At 39.0% G+C, this 24,127-nt stretch carries 20 protein-coding genes; 12 read left to right on the top strand and 8 right to left on the bottom strand.

What is annotated here, in order from left to right; translation table 11 throughout:
• Positions 1 to 55: 55 nt before the first annotated feature.
• Positions 56 to 1,441 (bottom strand): Cu(+)/Ag(+) sensor histidine kinase, encoded by a 1,386-nt coding sequence (locus tag PSE60_RS12660; protein WP_272665632.1) that lies wholly within the window; start codon positions 1,439 to 1,441, stop codon positions 56 to 58.
• Positions 1,434 to 2,117: a heavy metal response regulator transcription factor gene (locus PSE60_RS12655; RefSeq protein WP_210836600.1), complete on the bottom strand. Its 684-nt coding sequence runs from the start codon at positions 2,115 to 2,117 to the stop codon at positions 1,434 to 1,436. Before PSE60_RS12655 ends, PSE60_RS12660 begins: the two co-directional genes overlap by 8 nt.
• A 154-nt stretch (positions 2,118 to 2,271) precedes the next feature.
• Here PSE60_RS12655 and PSE60_RS12650 point away from each other — a divergent pair, with 154 nt between their 5' ends.
• From PSE60_RS12650 to PSE60_RS12630, 5 genes are read left to right on the top strand one after another with little or no spacing between them, the layout of a single operon-like run.
• Positions 2,272 to 3,666: an efflux transporter outer membrane subunit gene (locus tag PSE60_RS12650; RefSeq protein WP_272665631.1), complete on the top strand. Its 1,395-nt coding sequence runs from the start codon at positions 2,272 to 2,274 to the stop codon at positions 3,664 to 3,666.
• An 8-nt stretch (positions 3,667 to 3,674) separates the two neighbouring features.
• The gene (locus PSE60_RS12645) at positions 3,675 to 4,016 is read left to right on the top strand and encodes a copper-binding protein (RefSeq protein ID WP_272665630.1); all 342 of its coding nucleotides are present in this window, start codon (positions 3,675 to 3,677) and stop codon (positions 4,014 to 4,016) included.
• A 17-nt stretch (positions 4,017 to 4,033) separates the two neighbouring features.
• Complete coding sequence (locus tag PSE60_RS12640; protein WP_272665629.1) at positions 4,034 to 5,302, top strand: efflux RND transporter periplasmic adaptor subunit; 1,269 nt, start codon at positions 4,034 to 4,036, stop codon at positions 5,300 to 5,302.
• A 3-nt stretch (positions 5,303 to 5,305) separates the two neighbouring features.
• Positions 5,306 to 8,443 carry an efflux RND transporter permease subunit gene (locus PSE60_RS12635; RefSeq protein ID WP_272665628.1) on the top strand — a complete coding sequence of 1,046 codons (3,138 nt, stop codon included), beginning with the start codon at positions 5,306 to 5,308 and terminating at the stop codon, positions 8,441 to 8,443.
• A gap of 41 nt (positions 8,444 to 8,484) precedes the next feature.
• Positions 8,485 to 8,907, top strand: a complete 423-nt coding sequence (locus PSE60_RS12630; RefSeq protein WP_272665627.1) for a DUF411 domain-containing protein — start codon at positions 8,485 to 8,487, stop codon at positions 8,905 to 8,907.
• 51 nt (positions 8,908 to 8,958) lie between these two features.
• On the opposite strand, the gene PSE60_RS12625 is transcribed toward PSE60_RS12630, so the two are convergent.
• Positions 8,959 to 9,948, bottom strand: a complete 990-nt coding sequence (locus tag PSE60_RS12625; RefSeq protein WP_004914707.1) for an aldo/keto reductase — start codon at positions 9,946 to 9,948, stop codon at positions 8,959 to 8,961.
• Positions 9,949 to 10,139: 191 nt separating this feature from the next.
• The gene (yaaA, locus tag PSE60_RS12620) at positions 10,140 to 10,916 is read right to left on the bottom strand and encodes a peroxide stress protein YaaA (protein ID WP_272665626.1); all 777 of its coding nucleotides are present in this window, start codon (positions 10,914 to 10,916) and stop codon (positions 10,140 to 10,142) included.
• A gap of 384 nt (positions 10,917 to 11,300) precedes the next feature.
• Here yaaA and tal point away from each other — a divergent pair, with 384 nt between their 5' ends.
• Positions 11,301 to 12,254, top strand: coding sequence for a transaldolase (gene tal / locus PSE60_RS12615; RefSeq protein WP_210836618.1), 954 nt, complete (start codon positions 11,301 to 11,303; stop codon positions 12,252 to 12,254).
• Positions 12,255 to 12,445: 191 nt separating this feature from the next.
• Positions 12,446 to 13,027 carry a molybdopterin adenylyltransferase gene (gene mog, locus PSE60_RS12610; RefSeq protein ID WP_004914701.1) on the top strand — a complete coding sequence of 194 codons (582 nt, stop codon included), beginning with the start codon at positions 12,446 to 12,448 and terminating at the stop codon, positions 13,025 to 13,027.
• A gap of 79 nt (positions 13,028 to 13,106) precedes the next feature.
• On the opposite strand, the gene satP is transcribed toward mog, so the two are convergent.
• Positions 13,107 to 13,673, bottom strand: a complete 567-nt coding sequence (gene satP, locus PSE60_RS12605) for an acetate uptake transporter (RefSeq protein WP_272665625.1) — start codon at positions 13,671 to 13,673, stop codon at positions 13,107 to 13,109.
• Positions 13,674 to 14,008: 335 nt separating this feature from the next.
• Between satP and dnaK the strand changes: the two genes are divergently transcribed.
• Together dnaK and dnaJ are read left to right on the top strand one after the other, a co-directional pair.
• Positions 14,009 to 15,919, top strand: coding sequence for a molecular chaperone DnaK (gene dnaK, locus PSE60_RS12600; RefSeq protein ID WP_272665624.1), 1,911 nt, complete (start codon positions 14,009 to 14,011; stop codon positions 15,917 to 15,919).
• A 110-nt stretch (positions 15,920 to 16,029) separates the two neighbouring features.
• Positions 16,030 to 17,166, top strand: coding sequence for a molecular chaperone DnaJ (dnaJ, locus tag PSE60_RS12595; RefSeq protein ID WP_272665623.1), 1,137 nt, complete (start codon positions 16,030 to 16,032; stop codon positions 17,164 to 17,166).
• Between the two features lie 63 nt (positions 17,167 to 17,229).
• Here dnaJ and PSE60_RS12590 read toward each other — a convergent pair whose 3' ends face one another.
• Together PSE60_RS12590 and PSE60_RS12585 are read right to left on the bottom strand one after the other, a co-directional pair.
• Positions 17,230 to 18,630 carry an amidohydrolase gene (locus PSE60_RS12590; RefSeq protein ID WP_272665622.1) on the bottom strand — a complete coding sequence of 467 codons (1,401 nt, stop codon included), beginning with the start codon at positions 18,628 to 18,630 and terminating at the stop codon, positions 17,230 to 17,232.
• Between the two features lie 122 nt (positions 18,631 to 18,752).
• Positions 18,753 to 19,601: an EamA family transporter gene (locus PSE60_RS12585; protein WP_272665621.1), complete on the bottom strand. Its 849-nt coding sequence runs from the start codon at positions 19,599 to 19,601 to the stop codon at positions 18,753 to 18,755.
• Between the two features lie 391 nt (positions 19,602 to 19,992).
• Here PSE60_RS12585 and nhaA point away from each other — a divergent pair, with 391 nt between their 5' ends.
• Positions 19,993 to 21,168: a Na+/H+ antiporter NhaA gene (nhaA, locus tag PSE60_RS12580; protein WP_210836629.1), complete on the top strand. Its 1,176-nt coding sequence runs from the start codon at positions 19,993 to 19,995 to the stop codon at positions 21,166 to 21,168.
• Positions 21,169 to 21,358: 190 nt separating this feature from the next.
• Positions 21,359 to 22,279 (top strand): transcriptional activator NhaR, encoded by a 921-nt coding sequence (nhaR, locus tag PSE60_RS12575; RefSeq protein ID WP_004914690.1) that lies wholly within the window; start codon positions 21,359 to 21,361, stop codon positions 22,277 to 22,279.
• Positions 22,280 to 22,333: 54 nt separating this feature from the next.
• Here the strand turns inward: nhaR and rpsT are convergent, their stop codons facing one another.
• A complete protein-coding gene (rpsT, locus tag PSE60_RS12570; RefSeq protein ID WP_004914688.1) occupies positions 22,334 to 22,594 on the bottom strand; it encodes a 30S ribosomal protein S20 in 261 nt (86 codons plus the stop codon).
• A 589-nt stretch (positions 22,595 to 23,183) separates the two neighbouring features.
• On the opposite strand from rpsT, the gene ribF reads away from it, so the two are divergent.
• On the top strand, positions 23,184 to 24,122 hold the full coding sequence (ribF, locus tag PSE60_RS12565) for a bifunctional riboflavin kinase/FAD synthetase (protein WP_210836632.1): 939 nt from the start codon (positions 23,184 to 23,186) through the stop codon (positions 24,120 to 24,122).
• Positions 24,123 to 24,127: the final 5 nt, after the last annotated feature.

The raw sequence follows: 24,127 nt of genomic DNA, 5'->3' as shown, positions 1-24,127 counted from the left end.
GTCTGAATACTGACAACAAAATGACAAAATTGCCATTTATAGTGAAAATTTAATTTTATTTAATAGGTAAAAATACAGTGAAACGTGTTGAAAAATCATCTGATGTTACAGTGATCCTGCCTTTATGTGCTGATATAATCGATTTGACGATGGCTAATCCGATACCGCTTCCTTCATTTTTTCGTTGTCTTGATTTATCCACGCGATAAAACCTATCAAAAAGTTTTGCTAAATGTTCTTCTGGTATTTTTATACCGGGGTTGCTGATGATTAATTCAATTCCCTCTTTTACATTCGAAATATTAATACTGACAGAATCGCCTTTTGGGGTATAGCGGATAGCATTTGAGATTAAGTTAGTAATCGCTCTCCTTAACATGTCTTTATCGGCCATAATAGAGGTTGTTTCACCAATTAGCTTGAGTTTTATTTCATTCTCTTCTGCGAGATATTCAAAATAATCAAATATAAGCTCTATTTCAGCTTTAATATTAATCATTTTTTTCTCTGGGATCAGCCTATTATCATCTGCTTGAGCAAGAAAAAGCATATCAGATATCATTCGTGATAGACGGTTATATTCCTCCAAATTAGAATATAACACTTCAACGAGCTCTTCTTTACTGCGATTTTTACTCAGAGATATTTGAGTTTCAGTCATTAAATTAGTGATTGGCGTACGCATTTCATGGGCAATATCTGCTGAGAAATTCGTTTGCCTTACGAAAACATCTTCAATTTTTACTAACATCTGATTAAATGATTTGGTTAATTGCTTTAATTCATTCGGCACAGAGTCAGGATTTAAACGAACGCTTAAGTTTTCAGAAGTCACATTTTTGATTTCATCGCTGACATCTTTAAGGGGTTTTAATCCTTTAATTACAAGGAAATAAACGACAAGAATAGTAAATAAACACAATATAATAGCACTAACAATTAAATTATTTATTAATGAACTCAGATAATCATGATGAAAATTCAATGATAGTGCTGTCACTAACCGATATTGTTTAGACTCTGTAGTGGAACTGACTCGAATGAAGCTTTCAGATAGGCGATAATTTTTAAGCTCTGCTTTTTGGCTATTTTTATGAGAATCATAATTTTTTAAGTATGTAATGAGCTTATCTGTTGCATTGGGTGATATTAATTCATTTCCTTGATTGTCAATGAGATAAATAGTGATATCTTGATGCTCATTAATAATGGTTTTAATACGTGCATATTGTTCACTTTGTGAATCTGCATTGTCATTTAACAAGCTACGGATCGTTAAGTTCAACTGGTTAAGTGTATATTCATCTTGTTGCTTGAAATGTAACATAACTGAGTTGATCATGATCGAGCTAAATAATAATAAAGCAAGGGAGAGGGTAATACTGATCAAAACAATAAGACGAATTGAAATAGAGACAGGAGATCGAAATAACTTAATCATTTTCAGGGATCTCAAGTAAATAGCCCATTCCTCTAATGGTATGAATCAATTTAGGTTCATAGCCTTGATCTATTTTTGCCCTCAGCCTTTTAACTGCAACATCAATGACATTGGTATCACTATCAAAATTCATGTCCCAAACTTTCGAGGCTATCAGAGAACGAGAAAGAACTTCACCTTGATGAAGAATAAAAAATTCCAATAAAGAAAACTCTTTACTGGTGAGTATAATTTTATCATTTTCGCGGGTAACGCGCCGTTTGATCAGATCAACATGCAAATTAGCGATGGTAAATTGTGTTTTTTGGATGCTGTTATTGCCTCTGCGCAATAACGTTCTCACTCGGGCAAGTAGCTCAGAAAAATCAAATGGTTTAACGAGATAATCATCAGCACCTAACTCTAACCCTTTGACTCGATGTTCAACATTACCTAAAGCAGTAAGCATGAGTATTGGTGTATTTTTTCCTGCACTCCGCAAATTTTTTGCAATCTCCCAGCCGTTAATATCCGGCAACATCACATCAAGAATAATTAAATCATAGTCTTCAGTTGTGGCCATATGCAGGCCTGTAATGCCATTTTCGATAGCATCAACAATAAACCCGGACTCACTTAAGCCTTTAGATAAGTATTCTCTCGTTTTATGTTCATCTTCAACAATAAGTAATTTCATCTTAGACCTAGCAGACAGGTAAACAATACTGCCATTCTAAGCACTACCATAACGAAATGTAAAATGACAAATTTGTCATTTTCATGTCATGAATCTAACAGCTGTTCTTTTTTACTATAGTCTCAATTTTAATCACTAGAGGCATGGCTATACCATGTATTCCCCAAAAATATTAATTATAGCTTATGCCTTAATTTTGACGGGTTGTGTTTCGCTAGCCCCTGAATATCAACGTCCTAATCTTAATGTACCTCATCAATTTAGTAGCAATATTTCTGATGCAGTAAAGCAGGCTCAAATAGAATTATCGATTCCTAGTTGGGACCAATTTATTCAAGATCCACAAATGAAAAGTGTGATAGAAATTGCGCTTGAGAAAAACAGTGATTTATATCTTGCTGCGTTAGATGTAGAAGAAGCTCGTGTGCGTTTTGGGCTAGCGGAAGCTGAAAAATATCCTCAAGTTAGTTCATCAATGAGTGGTGACTATAGCCAATCATTAGAGTCTGGCACATCGTTCAATAAGAAATATAGTGCGGGTATTGATATCAGCTATGAACTGGATTTTTTTGGACGTATTAAAAATTTATCTGATGCAGATAAAGCAAAATTTATCGCTTCCCAAGAGATGAAGCGTGCGACACAAATTATAACAATCAAAACGGTAGCAGAAGCGTATTTAGATGTGGTGTATAACCAAAAACTATTATTAATTGCACAAGAGACGAAACAAAGTTACCTCAATAGCCAATCGATAGTAATGCAAAAAGTGGCGGCTGGAAAAGCGGGGTTATCAGATTTAGAACAAGCTAAAGGACAAGTGCAGTCTATTTTTATTAATATCGAAAAAATTGAAAGTGAAATTGCTAAAAATGAAAATTTATTGAATTTTTTGGCGAATGATTATGTAACAAAGATAAACTCAGAGTTAGGGCACTACGAACCGAACTATCCCTTGATTACAACACCTTCAAATATTCCTTCTGAAATATTATTAAAACGCCCAGATATTATGGCTGCGGAACAAAATATTATTTCTGAGAATGCCAATATTGGTGTAGCGAGAGCCGCTTTTTTTCCTTCAATTTCCTTTAATACGGGTATCGCAAATAATAACGAGTCCTTAACTGGGCTATTTGATTCTTCAAATGGTATTTGGAATTTTATTCCTAAAATCACGTTACCTATTTTTACTGGGGGCTCAAATAGCCGAAATTTAGAGTTGGCAAATATTAGAAAAAATAAAGCGATTGTTAATTATGAAAAAAATATTCAAGTGGCATTTCGTGAAGTGAAAGATGCCTTAGTGATCAAATCGAGTTTAGAAAAACAACTTATATCCCAAGAGCAATATGTCAACACGCTGCAAAACGTCTTAATACAGAAACAAGCCAGTTATCGATATGGTGGTTTGAGTTATCTCGATGTTCTTGAAGCACAGCGTAGCTTATTTACTGAACAGCAAAATTTATTGATGTTGAAAATAGAACAGCAGAAGAATGAAATAAATTTATTCTCTGCACTAGGTGGCGGACTAATAAAATCATGAAGGTAAAAATGAAAAAATTAAATACAGTATTTTTTGCAATTTCAATGGCGATGTTAACAGCAACTGGCTATGCAAACGGCGCTGAACATAACCACTCTATTTATCCAGAAAAAGTCGCAGAACCGACAATCAATACAGAAGGAAAGCTCATTTCGATTGATAAAGAGAACAAGAAATTAACGATAAATCATAAAGAAATTGAAAGCATTGGCTGGCCACCAATGACGATGCGTTTTACTTATGAAAATGAAAATATGATCAACGGCTTACAAGAAAATGATGAATTAAAATTTTCATTTGTACAACAAGGTAATCTTTCAATGTTGAAATCCGTCGAAAAGATAAACTAAATAGATAGAGAGATGTTATGTCATTAGTTAACCTGACCAAATTGCTATTGGTAATTATTTTATCGAGCGTTATTTCAATTTTATTTTATCGTTATTTTTTCGTTGTAGAAAATAATAGCCAATCAGTTGAAAAACAAGAACGCACCGTATTGTATTGGTATGACCCAATGTATCCCAATACTAAATTTGATCAACCAGGAAAATCTCCTTTTATGGACATGGACCTTGTCCCTAAATATGCGGATGAAAACTTGGCTTCAGCGGATAGCAAGGGGATAACAATTAACCCAACACAGACACAAAATTTAGGGCTTAAAACGGTGGATGTAAAGTGGGGAAAACTAAACTATGACTTAACATTTCCAGCTGAAATTGTGTTTAATGATCACCAATTTGCTATCGTACAAGCACGAGAAAATGGTTTTGTTGAAAAAGTTTATCCATTCACAGTCGGTGAGAGGATCCAAAAAGGCGTTCCTATTGCTGAGCTAACGATCCCAGCATGGGTTGAAGCACAAAGCGAATACCTCGCACTTAAGCAAATGAATGCGAGCCAACAAGATCTTAATAGCGTCATTGAGCGTTTACGTTTAAATGGCATGCCAGAAGGCGCGCTTTCTCAGTTTATTAAAACAGGAAAAGTGCAAACACGTTTTACTGTTCAAGCCCCTATTTCTGGGGTAATTACTGCACTTAATCTGCGTTTAGGAATGAATGTATCCAAAGAAGTCGTTATTGCACAAATTCAAGGAACTGATCCATTGTGGATTAATGCATCAGTTCCTCAGTCTGTCGCTGAATTACTTAATCAACAAACACAATTTACAGTTTCTATTCCTGCCTATCCTTCACAGTTATTTATAGTGAAAAACTGGTTGATATTACCCAGTGCGGATCAAGCAAGCCGCACCATTAATATTCGCACGGAAATTGCGGATCCCAACCATTTATTAAAACCGGGCATGACGGCGTATTTAAATCTAATTGCAGAAGGTACGGAAAGTTTATTGATCCCTTCACAAGCCATTGTGGATTCAGGGAAAGAACAGCATGTTATTGCTGTTGGTGAGAATGGTGAATTTATTCCGAAAAGGGTGCGAGTGCTGAGTGAATCCCAACAAATGACGGCAATATCTGAAGGCTTACAAGTGGGCGAGCATATAGTGACTCAGGGGATTTTCCTGATTGATTCTGAAGCGAATATTGCTGGGGCATTAGCCAAGATGGAAGCGCTTCCCGAACCATCGGTGTCATCTAATCATTCATCACATAAATCTCAGGAGTAGAGTATGTTGGAATGGATTATAAGACGCTCAGTTGCTAACCGGTTTTTAGTGCTAATGGGAGTCGTATTTTTAGTTATTGCAGGTATTTGGAGCATTCGCAGTACACCTGTTGATGCATTACCTGACTTATCTGATGTACAAGTGATCATCAAAACCACTTATCCAGGGCAAGCGCCACAACTAGTCGAAAACCAAGTCACATACCCGATAACGACGACAATGTTATCTGTGCCGGGAGCAAAAACGGTGCGTGGTTTCTCTGCCTTTGGTGACTCATATGTTTATGTTATTTTTGAAGATAATACCGATTTATACTGGGCTCGTTCACGAGTTTTAGAATATTTAAACCAAGTTCAAAACCAATTACCTAAAGGTGCAGTGGCATCCATTGGGCCTGATGCGACAGGTGTTGGTTGGATTTTTGAATATGCTTTAGTGGATAAAACGGGAAAGCATAATTTAGCGGAACTGCGTTCGTTACAAGATTGGTTTTTGAAATATGAATTGAAGGCGTTGCCGAATGTTTCAGAAGTTGCAACCGTCGGTGGTGTGGTTAAATCCTACCAAATCTTAGTTGACCCACTCAAGCTTAGCCAATTTTCAGTGACATTACCTGAAATAAAGCAGGCAGTTGAAATGGCTAACCAAGAAGCGGGTGGTTCATCGATTGAAATTGCTGAAGCTGAATATATGGTTAGAGCAAGTGGTTACCTTCAATCTATTGATGACTTTAATAAAATCTACCTAAAAACACCAGAAAATGGCGTACCCATTTACCTGCAAGATGTTGCTCGAATACAGGAAGGCCCCGAAATGCGCCGTGGGGTTGCTGAGCTAAATGGAGAAGGCGAGGTTGTGGGTGGTATTATTTTGCTTCGTTCAGGTGAAAATGCACGTAATGTGATTCATGATGTAAAACAAAAGCTTGAAGATTTAAGTGCTAGCTTGCCGGAAGGCATCGAAATTATCACTACTTATGATAGAAGTATTCTTATTGATAACGCGATTGATAATTTGAGTTATAAGTTACTGGAAGAATTTATTGTTGTCGCATTAGTATGTGCTGTTTTTTTATGGCATTTCCGTTCTGCGTTAGTGGCTATTATTTCCTTGCCTCTTGGATTATTTATTGCCTTTATCGTCATGCGCTACCAAGGAATAAATGCAAATATAATGTCATTAGGGGGCATTGCAATTGCGATTGGGGCCATGGTGGATGCCGCCATTGTTATGATAGAAAATGCGCATAAAAAATTAGAAAAGTGGCAGTATGAAAATGAAGGTAAAGTCATTGATAATGCCCAGCGTTGGAAAGTTATTACGGACTCTGCTGTTGAGGTTGGACCCGCATTATTTATCAGCTTATTAATTATCACATTGTCTTTTATTCCTATCTTTACGTTGGAGGGGCAAGAAGGCCGTTTATTCGGTCCACTCGCATTTACAAAAACCTATGCCATGGCGGGGGCTGCAGCGCTAGCATTAATTGTTATTCCAATTCTAATGGGGTATTGGATCCGCGGTAATATTCCAAATGAAAATAAAAATCCACTGAATCGTTGGTTGATTTCACTCTACAGCCCTATTTTAACGAAGGTATTGGCATGGCCAAAAACAACCTTGTTAATTGGTTTCTTATCTTTATTTACCGTGATATGGCCATTAAAACATTTAGGTGGTGAATTTCTTCCTGCGATTAATGAAGGTGACTTACTTTATATGCCTTCAACGCTACCGGGGGTTTCTCCTGCACAAGCGGCATTTTTACTACAAAATACAGATAAGTTAATCAAAACTATTCCTGAGGTGGATACGGTATTTGGAAAAGTCGGTAAAGCTGAAACAGCTACGGATTCAGCTCCGATGGAAATGATTGAAACAACGATACGTTTGAAGCCGCAAGCACAGTGGCGAGACGGCATGACTCTCGAACAAATTATTGATGAGCTGGATGAAACTGTGCGTTTACCTGGAGTTGCAAACTTATGGGTTCCACCTATTCGCAATCGTATTGATATGTTGTCTACGGGAGTTAAAAGCCCTATAGGTATCAAAGTATCGGGCAGAGATCTCGAAGAAATTGATGCATTAGCCCAAGAAATTGAAAAAGTTACAAAATCGGTGCCCGGGGTTGTTTCTGTTTTAGCCGAGCGATTAGTTGGTGGGCGCTATATTGATGTCAAAATCGATAGAGAAAAAGCAGCGCGTTTTGGTATGAGCATCAGTGACGTACAAGTTTATATTTCAATGGCGACTGGCGGGGAAATGATTGGGGAAACAGTTGAAGGGATTGAGCGTTATCCAATTAGCATAAGATATCCTCAAGATTACCGAAATAGTGTATCTGCGATGAAATTGTTGCCAATTTTAACGCCGAGTAAACAGCAAATTGTGCTTAGTGATGTTGCGGATGTATCCGTGAATATGGGCGCTCCAATGTTGAAAACGGAGAATGCAAGACCGACTAGCTGGATTTATATTGATGCACGCGATCGCGATATGGTCTCTGTTATTAAAGATATTGATGCAGCAATAAAAGATAACATCCAAATGAAGCCGGGTCTTAGCTATTCCTTTACAGGGCAATTTGAATTACTTGAAAGGGCTAATCAAAAGTTAATGTTAATGGTTCCCGCTACCATCATGATTATTTTTGTATTGCTTTATTTAGCATTCAGACGATTTAGTGAGGCTTTGCTGATTTTATTAAGCTTACCTTTTGCTTTGGTTGGGGCTATTTGGTTCCTTTACTGGATGAACTTTAATTTATCGGTTGCGACAGGAACTGGATTTATTGCATTAGCAGGTGTAGCAGCTGAATTTGGTGTGGTTATGTTGATTTATTTACGCCATGCAATCGAAGATAAAGAAAAACAGCAAGGAATAAGCAGCTTATCAGATAAAGATTTAGACCGTGCATTATATGAAGGGGCTGTTTTGCGTGTTCGTCCTAAAGCCATGACGGTTGCTGTAATTTTAGCGGGTTTATTACCCATATTACTTGGAACAGGCGTTGGTTCCGAAGTGATGAGCCGTATCGCGGCACCGATGATTGGCGGCATGATCACCGCACCGTTATTATCCCTATTTATTATTCCTGCAGCTTATAAATTAATCTGCCAGTTACGTCATAATAAATAATGATGAATATTCACCATGACTATTTTGAAGGTAAATTAAAGATGAAAAAATTAATGTTGAGTGGAATGTTATTACTGTCATTCTCTGCATTTTCTCAAAACCAGAGCGTGCAATTGTATAAAGATGCAAACTGTGGTTGCTGTGAATTGTGGGGCGAAGGGATCAAAAAAGCGGGATATAACGTTGAAGTGAACGAAATCAGTTATGATGAATTAAATCAACTCAATGATGAATTGAAGGTCCCTTATAACTTACGCAGCTGCCACATAGCTAAATACAAAGGCAAAGTGATTGTTGGACATGTTCCTGTGAGTAGCCTTGATGCGATTGGTGCTTTACCGGCAGATGTGGTGGGAATTTCTGTTCCGGGTATGCCAATTGGTAGCTTAGGTATGGAGCAGCCAGATGGCCGTACTCAGCCTTATTCTGTGGTGCAGTTTAAAGCAAATGGTGAATATCGTTAATTAATATGTATTTCATTAAGTTGCAGGATTTCCTGCAACTTATGTATTTCATTAGCTTTCTAATATTAATTCGATAGCTTTGAGCTCTTCTTGCGTAAAATTACGATTTTTTAGGATCCCCATCGCATCATCAATTTGGCTGATACGGCTTGCGCCGATGAGCACTGAAGTGATCCTATCATGTCTCAGTAACCATGCTAAGGCCATTTGATTTAGCTTCTGTCCTCTTTTTACCGCCAGTTCGTTCAGCTGTTTAACCTTTGATAAAACGTTGGATGTGAGTCTTTCTGGCGGTAAAGAAGGGTTACCCGCAGCGCGTGAATCCGCAGGAATACCATTAAGATAGCGATCAGTTAAAATCCCACCTGCTAACGGAGAGTATGCGATAGAGCCGACACCTTCTTCTTCCAGTAAATCGAGTAAATCTTCTTCAGGAGTGCGTTCTAGCATGGAATATCTAGGTTGGTGAATCAGGCAAGGGGTTCCTAATTCATTGAGAATATTAATAGCTTCTTTAGCTAAATTTGTTGGGTAATTAGAAATTCCCACATACAGCGCTTTTCCTTGGCGAACAATGAGATCTAGTGCTCCCATGGTTTCTTCTAATGGAGTATTGGGGTCAGGTCGATGATGATAAAAGATATCCACATAATCTAAACCCATGCGTTTTAAACTTTGATTTAGGCTTGCAACCAAGTATTTTTTACTTCCCCAGTCGCCATAAGGGCCATCCCACATAGTGAAACCAGCTTTTGATGAAATGATCATTTCATCTCGATAAGGTAGAAAATCCTGTTGCATGATCCTACCAAATGTACTTTCGGCAGATCCTGGCGGTGGCCCATAATTATTCGCAAGATCGAAATGGGTGATCCCAAGGTCAAAAGCATGGCGAAGCATGGCTTGGCAATTATCAAAGGGTTTGTTATCGCCAAAGTTGTGCCATAACCCTAATGAAATCAGTGGTAAGCGCAATCCGCTACGGCCACATAAACGATATTCCATTTCAGTATAGCGTTTTGATGATGCGACATAAGGCATACTTCACCTCCAAAATAGTGGGTAAAACTCAATTTATACTGTCATAAAGCTAAAAAGTAGGCTGAGGAATCAATGCTAATTCGTGCTTAGTGAGAAGGTTTATGAGTAAATTGTGATTGAGCCCGAAAAAAGAATGAAGTATTTTGAAATACGTGGGTGTCTGTTGTGTGTCAGTTCCCACGTTTTGTGCATTAAGCTTGTTCTGGGCGTGTAAATACTAACTCGCTACCTTTAGATTGGCTTTCATTAAATTGATAGCCTTCTAAATTAAAATCAGCTAGTTGGTCTGTTTTCGTTAATTTGTTTTGGATGATAAAGCGGCTCATTAAACCCCGAGCTTTTTTTGCATAAAAGCTGATAACTTTATATTTACCATTTTTTTCATCCAGAAAAATAGGCTTGATAATTTGGCCATCCAGTTTTTTTGTATTTACTGATTTGAAATATTCATCTGAGGCAAGATTGACCAATACTTGGTCTTTTTGCTCTGCTAATGCATGATTTAATTGCTTGGTGATAATGTCTCCCCAAAACTCATACAAATCTTTTCCACGGGTGTTTTTTAAACGAATTCCCATTTCTAAGCGATAAGGCTGCATTAAATCTAGCGGTCTTAAAACACCATAAAGGCCTGATAATATACGTAAATGGGATTGAGCAAACTCAAAATCGTTTTGAGAAAACGTTTCTGCTTGCATACCCGTATATACATCACCTTTGAAGGCGAGGATCGCTTGGCGTGCATTTTCTGGGGTAAAGTCCGCATGCCACTCTGCAAAACGAGCGGCATTGAGCCCTGCAAGTTTGTCACTAATTTTCATTAAACTGGCGATATCCGCGGGGGTTAACTTACGACAGACATTAATTAATTTTTGAGACTCAGAGAGTAATTCAGGCTGAGTAAATTGCTGTGTTGCAAGTGGGCTTTCGTAGTCTAATGTTTTTGCAGGTGAAATTGTAATAAGCATGACTTGACCCTTAATAAAGAATGATACTGCTTACTTTAGCAAAAATTCTGCCTAATTGGCTAATTGATACGATAAGCCAAACCAATATTATTCTTTATTACAATAACAGCACAATATAACTTGCTAAAAGGATTCAGTTTCTAATTGGTTAGCGAAATCGATTGCCAATCAAATAGTTGCTTTTGACTAGATTTACTTGCTTGCAGCAATATGGATGCATGATATTATCTGTAGACGGTGCGGCGATAGCCACAATTCCTTTATAATACGCAAAGTAATTCAAGTTGCAGTTTGTTAGCCAACGCAACTACATTCGCAAGAATTGTAAGTAGCCAACATCGCTACAACTTGGAATATGACGGGTATAACAACGAGATTAAAGAAATGACCGATAAACTAACCTCATTACGTAGTCTGACAACTGTTGTTGCTGATACTGGCGACATCGAAGCGATGAAGCTTTACAAGCCACAAGACGCGACCACAAATCCATCGCTGATCTTAAATGCTGCACAAATTCCTGAGTACCGTAAATTAATTGATGAAGCGGTAGAATGGGCACGTAAGCAAAGCAATAATCGCGAGCAACAAATCGTTGATGCTTGTGACAAGCTGGCTGTTAATATCGGTCTGGAAATTCTGAAATTAGTTCCGGGTCGTATTTCTACTGAAGTTGATGCACGCCTTTCTTATGATGAAGAAGCTTGTATTGCTAAAGCGCGTCACTTAATCAAAATGTACAACGATGCAGGCATCAGTAATGACCGTATTCTGATTAAACTGGCTTCGACTTGGCAGGGTATCCGTGCTGCTGAGAAACTGGAAAAAGAAGGCATTAACTGTAACCTGACTTTATTATTCTCTTTTGCTCAAGCACGTGCTTGTGCGGAAGCGGGTGTATACCTGATTTCTCCATTTGTGGGCCGTATTCTTGACTGGTACAAAGCGAATACAGATAAAAAAGAATTCGCGCCACATGAAGATCCAGGTGTGGTTTCTGTTACTGAAATCTACAATTACTACAAAGCTCACGGTTATAAAACGGTGGTTATGGGCGCAAGCTTCCGTAACGTGGGTGAAATCATTGAACTAGCAGGTTGTGACCGCTTAACTATCTCTCCAGGGTTATTGAAAGAGCTGTCAGAATCACAGGGTGAATTAGTACGTAAACTGACAGATGCAGGTAAAACTCAAGAGCCAGGCGCTAAGTTGACAGAAGCAGAGTTCTACTGGCAGCACAATCAAGATCCAATGGCGGTTGATAAACTGTCTGACGGTATTCGTAAGTTTGCAGTAGACCAAGAGAAACTGGAAAAAATGATTGCAGATTTACTGTAATTTATTTCTTTTTTTCGTTAAAACCCAGCCGGTTGGTTGGGTTTTTTTATATCCATTTTTCATTGAGTTAGTTCTCAATTTAAAGATAAAAACACCTCGGCACTGCATGCAATCATTCATCATGATATGATATCGCTCCTGTTTATTCTTAAGTGAACAGTTTTTGATTGAATAATTTCTTTGAGGTTTGTATGGATGAATTGCGCATAGGTCTGGTTTCTGTTTCTGATCGTGCTTCGAGCGGTATTTATGAAGATAAAGGCATTCCTGCATTAGAGGAGTGGTTAGCCAAAACGCTGACAACACCTTTTCGCATCGAAACTCGCCTGATCCCTGATGAGCAAATCATGATAGAGCAAACATTATGTGAGCTGGTGGATGAATTTGCTTGCCATTTAGTCCTAACTACTGGGGGCACAGGCCCCGCTCGTCGCGATGTCACACCTGACGCAACCCTTGCGATTGCAGACCGTGAGATGCCGGGGTTTGGTGAACAAATGCGGCAAATTAGCCTAAAATTTGTACCTACTGCGATATTATCACGGCAAGTTGGAGTAATACGCAATCAGGCCTTGATTTTAAATTTACCAGGGCAGCCTAAAGCAATTGCGGAAACACTAGAAGGCTTAAAAGACAAAGAAGGGAATGTAGTTGTTTCTGGTATTTTCGCCAGTGTTCCTTATTGTATTCAATTGCTTGATGGCCCATATGTGGAAACAGATCCTACGGTTGTGAAGGCATTTAGACCTAAATCAGCAATTCGTTCTGAGTAGTATTTCAATATAATCAGGTGAGCATTGACTCACCTGATTAATAATATTTAATGCATAAAATCACATACGTTAGTCAAACTTAACCACGTTGGCCAATCGGTAATACTGTTTTGCCATATTGCTCATTTAATATTTCCGCAACCGCTAAATAAAATGCGCTAGCACCACAGATAATTCCTTCAAAACCTGCAAATTTTAGTAATACCGCATTTCCCGTGATATTACCAATCGCTAATAAAGCGAATAATACAGTTAAGCTACCAAAGACAAATTGCAAAACAAAATTAGCTTTGAATGTTCCCAAGAACATGAAAAAGGTAAAAATTCCCCAAATAGCGAGGAAAATACCTAAAAATTCAGGTGAGGTTGCTTCGGCTAATCCCATTGAAGGTAAAAATAATAGACCAACTAATGCAACCCAAAACATTCCGTAAGAAGTAAATGCGGTTGCACCGAATGTATTGCCTTTTTTGTATTCAATCAGGCCCGCAATAAATTGAGCAATACCACCATAAAAAATGCCCATACTTAAAATAACGGATGAAAGAGGGAAAAAACCTGCGTTATGAATATTTAGCAGGATGGTTGTCATACCAAAGCCTAGTAAACCAAGTGGGCCTGGATTTGCAAGAGAGCTAGACTGCATATAACCTCTGGTAAAATATATAAAATTCAAATAGATAAAAAACAAAAAGTTTTGCCAAAGTAACAGCGGCGGCGCATCATACGCAGTTTTGATTGTTTAAACCATGATCACAAGACAGGTTTTTTTGCAATAAATGCAATTTTTTTTGATTCTCCCCCTTGATGAATGAATTTGTGACCCCATCTTAAAAGCATCAACTGATATCAATCCAAATTATTGCGTATTGAAAAATAATTTAGGCTCAGAGTGAAAACTCCCTTGAAAATGAAATATTGAGCCTCATATAGATTGATATCGAAATCATAGTGAAAAGAATTCCTTTGGAGGCGTTTTAGATGGGTAAAATCATTGGTATCGACTTGGGTACAACTAACTCATGCGTTGCAATTATGGATGGTACTACAGCTCGTGTTCTAGAGAACAGCGAAGGTGATAGAACGACTCCTTCCATCATTGCGTACACTCAAGATGGTGAAATTTTAGTTGGTCAGCCAGCAAAACGTCAGGCTGTGACTAACCCAGAAAATACTTTATTTGCAATCAAACGTTTGATTGGTCGTCGTTTCCAAGACGAAGAAGTTCAGCGTGACGTTTCTATCATGCCATATAAAATCATTGCGGCTGATAACGGCGATGCATGGTTAGATGTGAAAGGCCAAAAAATGGCTCCACCACAAGTTTCAGCTGAAGTTCTGAAAAAAATGAAGAAAACAGCTGAAGACTATTTAGGTGAGCCTGTAACAGAAGCGGTTATTACTGTACCTGCTTACTTTAACGATGCTCAGCGTCAAGCGACTAAAGATGCGGGCCGTATCGCTGGTTTAGAAGTAAAACGTATCATTAACGAACCAACAGCTGCTGCATTAGCATATGGTTTAGATAGAGAAGTGGGTAACCGTACTATTGCGGTTTATGACTTAGGTGGTGGTACATTTGACTTATCAATCATCGAAATTGATGAAGTTGATGGCGAAAAAACCTATGAAGTTTTGGCAACCAATGGTGATACTCACTTAGGTGGTGAAGACTTCGATACTCGTTTAATCAACTACTTAGTTGAAGAGTTTAAGAAAGAACAAGGTGTTGACCTACGTAACGACCCGTTAGCGATGCAACGTCTGAAAGAAGCTGCAGAAAAAGCAAAAATTGAGCTGTCTTCTGCACAACAAACAGACGTTAACCTGCCGTACATTACAGCGGATGCAACAGGTCCTAAACACATGAATATTAAAGTGACTCGTGCGAAATTAGAGTCACTGGTAGAAGATTTAGTTAAGCGTTCAATGGAGCCAGTTAAAGTTGCTCTGCAAGACGCAGGCTTAAGCGTGAGCGAAATCAACGACGTTATCTTAGTTGGTGGCCAAACACGTATGCCAATGGTTCAAAAAGTTGTTGCTGATTTCTTTGGTAAAGAACCACGTAAAGACGTGAACCCAGACGAAGCAGTTGCAATGGGTGCGGCAGTACAAGGTGGTGTTTTAGCGGGCGATGTTAAAGACGTTCTGTTACTTGACGTAACGCCTCTGTCTTTAGGTATCGAAACCATGGGCGGTGTGATGACTTCGTTAATTTCGAAGAACACCACTATCCCAACAAAACACAGCCAAGTGTTCTCAACAGCGGAAGACAATCAAGCTGCGGTAACTATCCATGTTCTGCAGGGTGAGCGTAAACGTGCGAGTGACAACAAATCACTGGGTCAGTTTAACTTAGATGGTATTCAAGCTGCACCACGTGGTATGCCACAAATCGAAGTGACTTTTGATATCGATGCGGATGGTATCTTGCATGTTTCTGCGAAAGATAAAAATAGCGGACGTGAGCAAAACATCACCATTAAGGCTTCTTCAGGTCTGAATGACGAGGAAATCGAAAAAATGGTACGTGACGCAGAAGCAAACGCTGAAGCTGACCGTAAATTTGAAGAGTTAGTTCAGGTTCGTAACCAAGCTGACCAATTAGTTCACGGTACTCGTAAACAAATTGAAGAAGCCGGTGATAAATTACCAGCTGAAGATAAAGCGAATATCGAAAAAGCAACTTCTGAGTTAGAAGTGGCAGCAAAAGGTGAAGATAAAGCAGATATCGAAGCGAAAATCCAAGCTTTAGTCACTGCATCTGCAAAACTTCTGGAAATTGCACAGCAACAAGCTCAAGCGGGCGGTGCAGCTGGCGCAGAAGCGAAGAAAGATGATGATGTTGTTGACGCTGAATTTGAAGAAGTTAACGACAAAGACAAAAAATAAAGCCCTTAGCGGGCGCAGTAGCTGTAGCAAATGATAGTTAATGGTTACTGATACCGGATACGGGCGTCGAGGGAACTCTACGCCCGTTCCGCATGTTAAGGGTAATGAGAATGGCGAAAAGAGATTTTTATGAGGTGTTAGGCCTCGAAAGAAATGCTTCTGAGAAAGATATTAAGCGTGCTTATAAGCGTTTAGCGATGAAGCATCACCCCGACCGTAATCAGGGTGATAAAGACTCGGAAGATAAATTTAAAGAAATTAAAGAAGCTTACGAAGTTCTTTCTGACGAGCAAAAACGCGCCGCTTATGACCAATATGGTCATGCTGCGTTTGAACAAGGCGGAATGGGCGGCGGCGGTGGCTTTGGTGGTGGCGCTGACTTTAGTGATATCTTTGGTGACGTCTTCGGTGATATTTTTGGAGGCGGCCGCAGACAGCAGCGCCCAAGCCGTGGTTCTGACCTACAGTACAACATGGAACTGACTCTTGAAGAGGCTGTCCGTGGAGTGACCAAAGAAATCCGTATTCCGACCTTAGAAACCTGTGACGTTTGTCATGGTAATGGTGCGAAACCGGGAACCAGTGCGGATACATGCTCAACCTGTCACGGTATGGGCCAAGTCCATATGCGCCAAGGCTTTTTCTCTGTACAACAGCCTTGTCCAACTTGCCATGGTCGCGGTAAAGTAATCAAAGATCCATGCAACAAATGTCATGGTCATGGCCGTGTTGAGAGATATAAAACACTGTCAGTTAAAATTCCAGCGGGTGTCGATACGGGGGACCGTGTTCGTTTATCAGGGGAAGGTGAGGCCGGAGAAAACGGAGCACCAGCAGGAGATTTATTCGTTCAGGTTCATGTGTTACCTCATAATATTTTTGAGCGTGATGGTAATAACCTGCACTGTGAGGTGCCGATTAACTTTGCTGATGCAGCACTGGGCGGCGAAATTGAAGTGCCAACCCTCGATGGGCGTGTAAAACTGAAAATCCCAGAAGAAACTCAAACTGGTAAAATTTTCCGCATGAAAGGGAAAGGTGTGAAATCGGTACGTGGTGGTCTGCAAGGTGATTTAATGTGCCATATTGTTGTTGAAACACCCGTTAAGCTGAATGAGAAACAAAAAGAGTTACTCAAAGAATTTGGTGAATCATTAGGTGGAAAGAGCGGTGAGAAAAACAGCCCACGCTCTAAAAGCTTTTTAGATGGTGTGAAAAAATTCTTCGATGATTTAACAAATAAATAATGAGTGGCTAATTAAACGAGAATGGCTGACTGAGCATATTGCCAAGTCAGCCATTTTTTTATCTTATTTTACAACTTCACCGCTAGCAACCACGGTTTCGCGGACTTTATTGGCAAAATCTTGAGCTTCTTTGATAATTGAATTTTCATCAGCAGTCAGTATTTTACGGTCTTGCATCAATACTTTGCCATCAACTATGGTATGGCGGACATTGGCTCCATTAGCCCCATATACCAGCGCAGCGTATGGGCTATACATAGGAACCATATTTGGTGATTTGGTATCAATAACAATAAGATCAGCTAATTTCCCAGGTTCGAGAGAGCCCAGTTTATCTTCCATGTGTAACACGCGCGCAGAGCCCATTGTCGCCATATCAACAACAGTAATTGGTGGCATCGCCGCTCTATCTTTATTTGCTAGTTTGTGAATTTTACCCACTAAATTCAGCTCATTTAACGTCGTTAACGTATTACTCGACATTGGTCCATCTGTTCCCAAGCCAACACGGATCCCTTTTTCAAGCATGGTTGTCACAGGGGCAACACCCTTAGCTGACTTAGTATTCGCACTGATATTATGTGCAACACCAACATCATATTGTTTGAGCAAATCCATATCTTTTTCATCAACCATAATGGCATGGGCAGCTATTACTTTATTGTTCAGTGCACCTATGTCTGCCATATATTGAACCGGGCTTTTGCCACCAGTGCGTTTGGCGATCTCTTCTTGCTCACGATCGGTTTCTGCTAGATGGATCATCACGGGAACATCAAGTTCTTGAGATAATTTTGCTATTTTTTGTAAATGCTCTGTTGTGTTAGTATAGGGTGCATGGGGTGCAAAAGCAGGAGTGATACGTGGGTGATCTTTGTATTGATTGATAAAGTTTACGGCATAATTGATGCCTTCATCTGCATTTTTTGCATCAGCGACAGGAAATTGAATAACAGATTCACCAAGGACAGCTCTTAAACCAATTTTATCAACGGTTTTAGCCACTTCATCTTCAAAATAATACATATCAACGTAAGTTGTGACACCGCCTTTAATCATTTCTACATTAGCAAGGTTTGCTCCGACTCGAACCATTTCACGGGAGACCATTTTATTTTCTAATGGGAAGATATAACGGTGTAAACGGTCTGGTACGTCATCGGCTAAAGAACGAAATACGGTCATAGATGCATGTGTATGCGTATTAATTAGCCCTGGCATGACAATATCACCATCAACATTTAGTACATTAGGTGCTTGGTAACGTTGAGTAAGCTCAGGGCCACCAACGGCAATAATTTTATTGCCTTTGATGACAACCGTACCATGGTCAATAACCTGTTTTTGAGCATTCATTGTTAAGATGGTGCCATCTACAATTATGATGTCAGCGGGTGTAGCTGCAAAGCTAGAAAAAGAAGCACTAATAATGGAAATAGCTAGTAAAGATTTTAAAAGCGACATTTTGGCCTCATATCTGGTGAGAAAATATAAAAACTATAGGTAAATAAAAAGAAATAATACTATTTTTAATTAAAACAAAATTGATTGCTTGGTAACTGAACATTTAAATAATAATAATTTTATTAATGACTTAATTTTGCTAATAAAACACCAAAAACAATAACAACACAGGCAACGACTCGCATGACGTTGAATTTTTCTTTAAGAAAAGCAATAGATAGGAACATAGCGAATAGCACACTAGTTTCTCTAATTGCAGCGACCATGACAATGGGGGCTTGGCTCATCGCCCATATGGCAATACCATAGCTAATCAGTTGCATTAACCCACCAAGTAACCCAGAGCGCCAGTATTGTTGAATTCCAACAACTAGGGTACCACGATATTTGATAAAGCCAGGTACAGCTAACACAATCCCATTCAATAGAAATAACCAAAGTGTATACACCACAGGGTCTTCACTTGCTCTGGCACCATAGCCATCAGATAAGGTATAGCAGGCAGTAAAAAAGGCAGTTGATATGGCAAAAGCCAGAGCTTTTCCTTTGATATTTAAAGTGAATTTCTTCCCTGCAAAGGCAATAAGCACTACGCCAGAAATGATAAATAAAACACCAATAAGGCCCATTAATGGAATTAGCTCACTAAATAGCAAAGCACCGAGTAGTGCAGTCATTAATGGCGCAGACCCTCGTGATATGGGGTATATCTGGCTTAAATCACCATGTGTATAAGCCTGGCTTAAAAAATAGGTATAGCCAATATGAAATAATACCGATAAAGCTAGCCAATGGATGGCTTCTGGTGATGGCAGGCCTAACCAAAATATTGCTGGTAGCGTTAAGATGCCAGAAAAAACAGAAATCATGACTAAACCGAAAAAGCGGTCATTGCCAAATTTAACAATGGCATTCCAGCTTGCATGGCAAAAAGCGGCAAAAAGTACGGCAAAGAGTACGTGAGTTGTCATTAGTGAATTGTAATCTTGAGTTTTTTATTGGCAATCTAATCGCATTTTTTTTGCGAAGCGCTTTGCAAATATCTTGCAAGTAGTCTCCCACATTTAAAATCTTCATGAAAGGTATCGAGAAAAGAAGATGCATAATTATTTTGTGGTGGTTGAAAAATGTAGGTTGGGTACTGTAATAAAAAATTGAAATTATAAAGTCCATTTTTAACAAAATTTGTTATTTGTTTTTATAAAAGTTGTCTATAGTAAAATTAACGTTTCTTTATCATTCTCTGTGACGCTTAACTTAAATTGCTCGATAATTCCGATTCGTCTCTGATGAATAAACGACTTTTTACGAATTAATGATTAGCATAGTATTAACATTCAAAAATATATTGGGGTTAACTATATGACAGCAATTATTCGTAAATTTTTAAGGTTAGAAGCAGCAGGGGGCTTACTCCTGATTATTGCTGCCATAGTCGCTTTAATGATGGCTAACTCGCCATTACAAGGGGCTTATCAGCAATTTTTAGATATTCCTGTATCAATTAAGATATCAGAATTTGGTTTAGATAAGCCTCTGATATTATGGATTAATGACTTCTTAATGGCGATTTTCTTTTTGGTGGTCGGCCTTGAAGTAAAACGTGAGTTATTGGAAGGATCCCTTGCGGGGCGTGATAAAGCGATATTTCCAGCAATTGCGGCATTAGGGGGAATGATTGCCCCTGCACTAATTTATCTGTTATTCAACGGAGGAGATGCAGTTACTCAGCAAGGCTGGGCAATACCTGCAGCGACAGATATTGCATTTGCTTTAGGTGTGATGGCGTTATTAGGTAAGCGGGTGCCAACAGAACTTAAGGTGTTCTTATTAGCATTGGCTATTATTGATGACCTTGGTGTTATCGTGATTATTGCCTTTTTCTACACAAGTTCTGTTTCTTTGGTTGCATTGGGGCTTTCAGCACTGTGTATTGCCATTCTCTGTATGATGAATTGGCGTAGAGTAGAGAATACAGCTGCTTACTTAGTTATTGGGTTAATATTATGGGTGTGTATTTTGAAATCTGGGGTTCATGCCACATTAGCTGGGGTCATTGTTGGCTTCTTAATTCCTTTACATGGTACTAACCAGACCAAGCCTTCAGAAGAATTGGAACACGTTTTACACCCATGGGTTGTTTACTTAATTCTACCTATTTTTGCGTTTGCTAATTCGGGTGTACAGCTTCAAGGTGTAACATTAGAAGGTTTATTAAGCCCACTGCCATTAGGCGTTGCCGCAGGGCTAATTTTGGGTAAACCCATTGGGATTTTTCTGTTTAGTTGGATTTCGGTAAAACTTGGGTTCGCAAAGTTGCCTGAGTCGATTAACTTAAAACAAGTTTTTGCCGTTTCTGTATTGTGTGGGATCGGTTTTACTATGTCTATTTTTATAACCGGCCTCGCATTTGATGGACTCGATGAGGTGTATAGTACCTATTCACGCCTAGGTATTTTGCTTGGCTCTACGTTAGCTGCATTTTTAGGTTACTTTATGTTAAGAGTTGTGTTACCGAAACAAAAAGAACTAACTTAGTACCAGCTCAACATTTAATTTTGTAAATTATTAGTAAGAATTTCCGAACTAATAATCTATGATATACCGTAGTGTGTTTTTAAATACACTACGGTATTCATTTTAAAGGCTCTGAGAAATATGAGCTGCGGGTAAATGTGTATGGTCAATAGTCGTTTGTCTAGCTAGTGATGGTACAAAAGGAATCGATATGCGGGTTTCACATCTTAATTTTAACCATCTTTACTACTTCTGGCATGTATGTAAAGAAGGCTCTGTCGTTGGAGCAGCAGAAGCGCTTTACCTGACTCCTCAGACAATTACAGGGCAAATAAAAGCATTGGAAGAACGATTAGGTGGAAAATTATTCAAAAGGCAGGGGCGAGGTCTGGTGCCATCTGAGCTTGGGCAATTAATTTTTCGCTATGCAGATAAAATGTTCATGCTTAGCCAAGAAATGCTAGATATTGTTAATTATAGCCGCGAATCCAATCTACTGTTTGATGTCGGGGTTGCGGATACGCTATCAAAACAGTTAGTTAGTAAAATATTAGAAACTACAGTTGTAGAGCATGAACAAATTCATTTGCGTTGTTTTGAATCAACACATGAATTGCTATTAGAACAGCTCAGCCAACATAAATTAGACATGATTTTGTCTGATTGCCCAGTTGACTCATCGCAGCAAGAAGGCTTGTTTTCGGTGAAATTGGGCGAGTGTAATATGAGTTTCTTTTGCCGTCAGCCGATCCCTAAAAAGCCATTTCCTGAGTGTTTAGAGGAACGTCGTTTATTAATTCCTGGGCGGCGATATTTATTAGGTAGGCATATCTTAGCTTGGATACGAAATAAAAATCTACAAGTTGAAGTGTTAGGTGAGTTTGATGATGCGGCACTTATGAAAGCATTTGGTATGCATTATAACGCGATTTTTGTAGCTCCATCGCAGTATACACCTGATCTTCTAGGTGGCGAAGATATTGTAGAGTTAGGCCGTTTAGAGAGCGTAAAAGAAGAGTATTACGTTATTTTTGCAGAGAGAATGATTCAGCACCCAGCAGTACAGCGAGTGTGTAATAAAGATTTTTCAGATTTATTTTCAGTGCCGCTTGATAGCTTAGATAAAAAATAGCGACAAATAAAAAACCGGCATAAGCCGGTTTTTTAAGCTAATCAAGAAGCAAAATTACATTGCTTTGATTTGAGCAACTAAGTTAGCTTTATGACGTGCTGCTTTATTTTTGTGGATCAGGCCTTTAGTAGCATGGCGATCAACAATAGGTTGCATGTCATTGAATGCTTTCTGAGCAGCTTCTTTATCGCCTGCAGCGATAGCAAGGTAAACTTTCTTGATAAAAGTACGTACCATAGAGCGACGGCTAGCGTTATGCTGACGACGTTTCTCTGACTGAACGGCACGTTTCTTAGCTGATTTGATATTAGCCAAGGTCCAACTCCCAAATGTATTCTATTGAGGACAATTCAAAGGTCGAGGAATATGCCCTTTCGCCCTTCATTTGTCAATGGATTTGTGCAAATAAACATCGTGTACTTCGATGCTCATGCGCTGTGAATGGTGCAAGATTCTATCAGCAAATATAAGAAGAATACAGATCTTAGCGTGAAAAAATGCGTAATTGATGGCAGAAATTTAAAAAGAATTAAGATGAAAAATGTTTTTTAGTCTATCAATCAGTGGGTAGTATGAAAATCAAGCATGTTATGGCTGTTTTTTGTTCTTTTTGACCGTTTGGTTATAACCATTGAAGTATAAAACATAAAAATATAATATTTTTAGAGACCTTGGAACAAATTTGTTGTATTGATAATCCATTGGTTACCCCAAAGTTTTTGATGTTCGAATCCAATTGCTCTGTTTGGGGAGCGTAATAACCCACTAATTACATAAAAATAGTGGTTAATAAATCGTGTAGAGATCAAAAAAATAGGGTTTAATGAAACCTTTTGCGAACTAAGGTTAACCTTATGCGTCGTACAAGGTATAATCCTACAATTTCCTCGGTATTGAGCCTGTTATGGAGCTAATTCGCGGTATACAGAATATCCGGGCGTGCCATCATGGTAGCGTGCTGACTATCGGTAATTTTGATGGTGTCCATCGTGGGCATCAGGTTTTACTTCAAAATTTGAAACTTAAGGGAGCGCAGTTAGGGTTACCAACTGTCGTGATGATATTTGAGCCTCAGCCCCTTGAATTTTTTATTGGTGACAAAGCGCCTGCGCGTTTGACGCGTTTGCGAGACAAAGTTAAATATCTTGCAGACAGTGGTATTGATTACCTCTTATGTGTTGAATTTAACCAGCACTTTGCATCATTAACACCCGCTGAGTTTGTTGCTGACTTACTTGTCAGTAAGCTTGGGGTAAAGTATCTCGCTATTGGCGATGATTTCCGCTTTGGGAAAAATCGCATGGGGGACTTTGCTTTTTTACAGCAAGCAGGTGATGAATTTGGTTTTGAAGTTGCAGATACAGAAAGCTTCTGTGATTCAGGGCTTCGTATTAGCAGTACAGCGATACGAAAAGCGATTCAAGAAAACAATCTTGAATTAGCGGAAAGCCTATTAGGGCACTCTTATCGTATTAGCGGGCGAGTGGTTCATGGTAATCAACTTGGCAGAACAATAGGTTTTCCAACAGCAAACCTACCGTTAAAACGTTTAGTCACACCAGTTACTGGTGTGTATGCTGTAGAAGTTTACGGTTTAGGTGATAAGCCTCTACCTGGTGTGGCAAATATTGGCACACGTCCGACTGTATCTGGAAAAGGAACACAGTTAGAAGTTCATCTGATTGATGCAAATATGGATTTATATGGGCGTCATATCGATGTAGTGTTACGTAAGAAATTACGTGATGAGCAGCGGTTTGCTTCGTTGGAAGCGCTTAAGGAGCAAATTGCTAATGATGTAATTGCAGCGAGAGAGTATCTTACTGCAATAGGAATCAGATAATTTAG

The sequence above is a fragment of the Providencia sp. PROV174 genome, from assembly GCF_028480685.1.
Lineage (GTDB): Bacteria > Pseudomonadota > Gammaproteobacteria > Enterobacterales > Enterobacteriaceae > Providencia > Providencia rettgeri.
The sequence above is the reverse complement of the archived record's forward strand: the minus strand, read 5'-3'. Positions and strand labels throughout refer to the sequence as shown.

Bases quoted from the DNA above. Each gene is read 5' to 3' on its own strand.
- PSE60_RS12660 (WP_272665632.1), bottom strand. From the start codon at position 1,441: ATGATTAAGTTATTTCGATCTCCTGTCTCTATTTCAATTCGTCTTATT.
- PSE60_RS12655 (WP_210836600.1), bottom strand. From the start codon at position 2,117: ATGAAATTACTTATTGTTGAAGATGAACATAAAACGAGAGAATACTTA.
- PSE60_RS12650 (WP_272665631.1), top strand. From the start codon at position 2,272: ATGTATTCCCCAAAAATATTAATTATAGCTTATGCCTTAATTTTGACG.
- PSE60_RS12645 (WP_272665630.1), top strand. From the start codon at position 3,675: ATGAAAAAATTAAATACAGTATTTTTTGCAATTTCAATGGCGATGTTA.
- PSE60_RS12640 (WP_272665629.1), top strand. From the start codon at position 4,034: ATGTCATTAGTTAACCTGACCAAATTGCTATTGGTAATTATTTTATCG.
- PSE60_RS12635 (WP_272665628.1), top strand. From the start codon at position 5,306: ATGTTGGAATGGATTATAAGACGCTCAGTTGCTAACCGGTTTTTAGTG.
- PSE60_RS12630 (WP_272665627.1), top strand. From the start codon at position 8,485: ATGAAAAAATTAATGTTGAGTGGAATGTTATTACTGTCATTCTCTGCA.
- PSE60_RS12625 (WP_004914707.1), bottom strand. From the start codon at position 9,948: ATGCCTTATGTCGCATCATCAAAACGCTATACTGAAATGGAATATCGT.
- yaaA (WP_272665626.1), bottom strand. From the start codon at position 10,916: ATGCTTATTACAATTTCACCTGCAAAAACATTAGACTACGAAAGCCCA.
- tal (WP_210836618.1), top strand. From the start codon at position 11,301: ATGACCGATAAACTAACCTCATTACGTAGTCTGACAACTGTTGTTGCT.
- mog (WP_004914701.1), top strand. From the start codon at position 12,446: ATGGATGAATTGCGCATAGGTCTGGTTTCTGTTTCTGATCGTGCTTCG.
- satP (WP_272665625.1), bottom strand. From the start codon at position 13,673: ATGCAGTCTAGCTCTCTTGCAAATCCAGGCCCACTTGGTTTACTAGGC.
- dnaK (WP_272665624.1), top strand. From the start codon at position 14,009: ATGGGTAAAATCATTGGTATCGACTTGGGTACAACTAACTCATGCGTT.
- dnaJ (WP_272665623.1), top strand. From the start codon at position 16,030: ATGGCGAAAAGAGATTTTTATGAGGTGTTAGGCCTCGAAAGAAATGCT.
- PSE60_RS12590 (WP_272665622.1), bottom strand. From the start codon at position 18,630: ATGTCGCTTTTAAAATCTTTACTAGCTATTTCCATTATTAGTGCTTCT.
- PSE60_RS12585 (WP_272665621.1), bottom strand. From the start codon at position 19,601: ATGACAACTCACGTACTCTTTGCCGTACTTTTTGCCGCTTTTTGCCAT.
- nhaA (WP_210836629.1), top strand. From the start codon at position 19,993: ATGACAGCAATTATTCGTAAATTTTTAAGGTTAGAAGCAGCAGGGGGC.
- nhaR (WP_004914690.1), top strand. From the start codon at position 21,359: ATGCGGGTTTCACATCTTAATTTTAACCATCTTTACTACTTCTGGCAT.
- ribF (WP_210836632.1), top strand. From the start codon at position 23,184: ATGGAGCTAATTCGCGGTATACAGAATATCCGGGCGTGCCATCATGGT.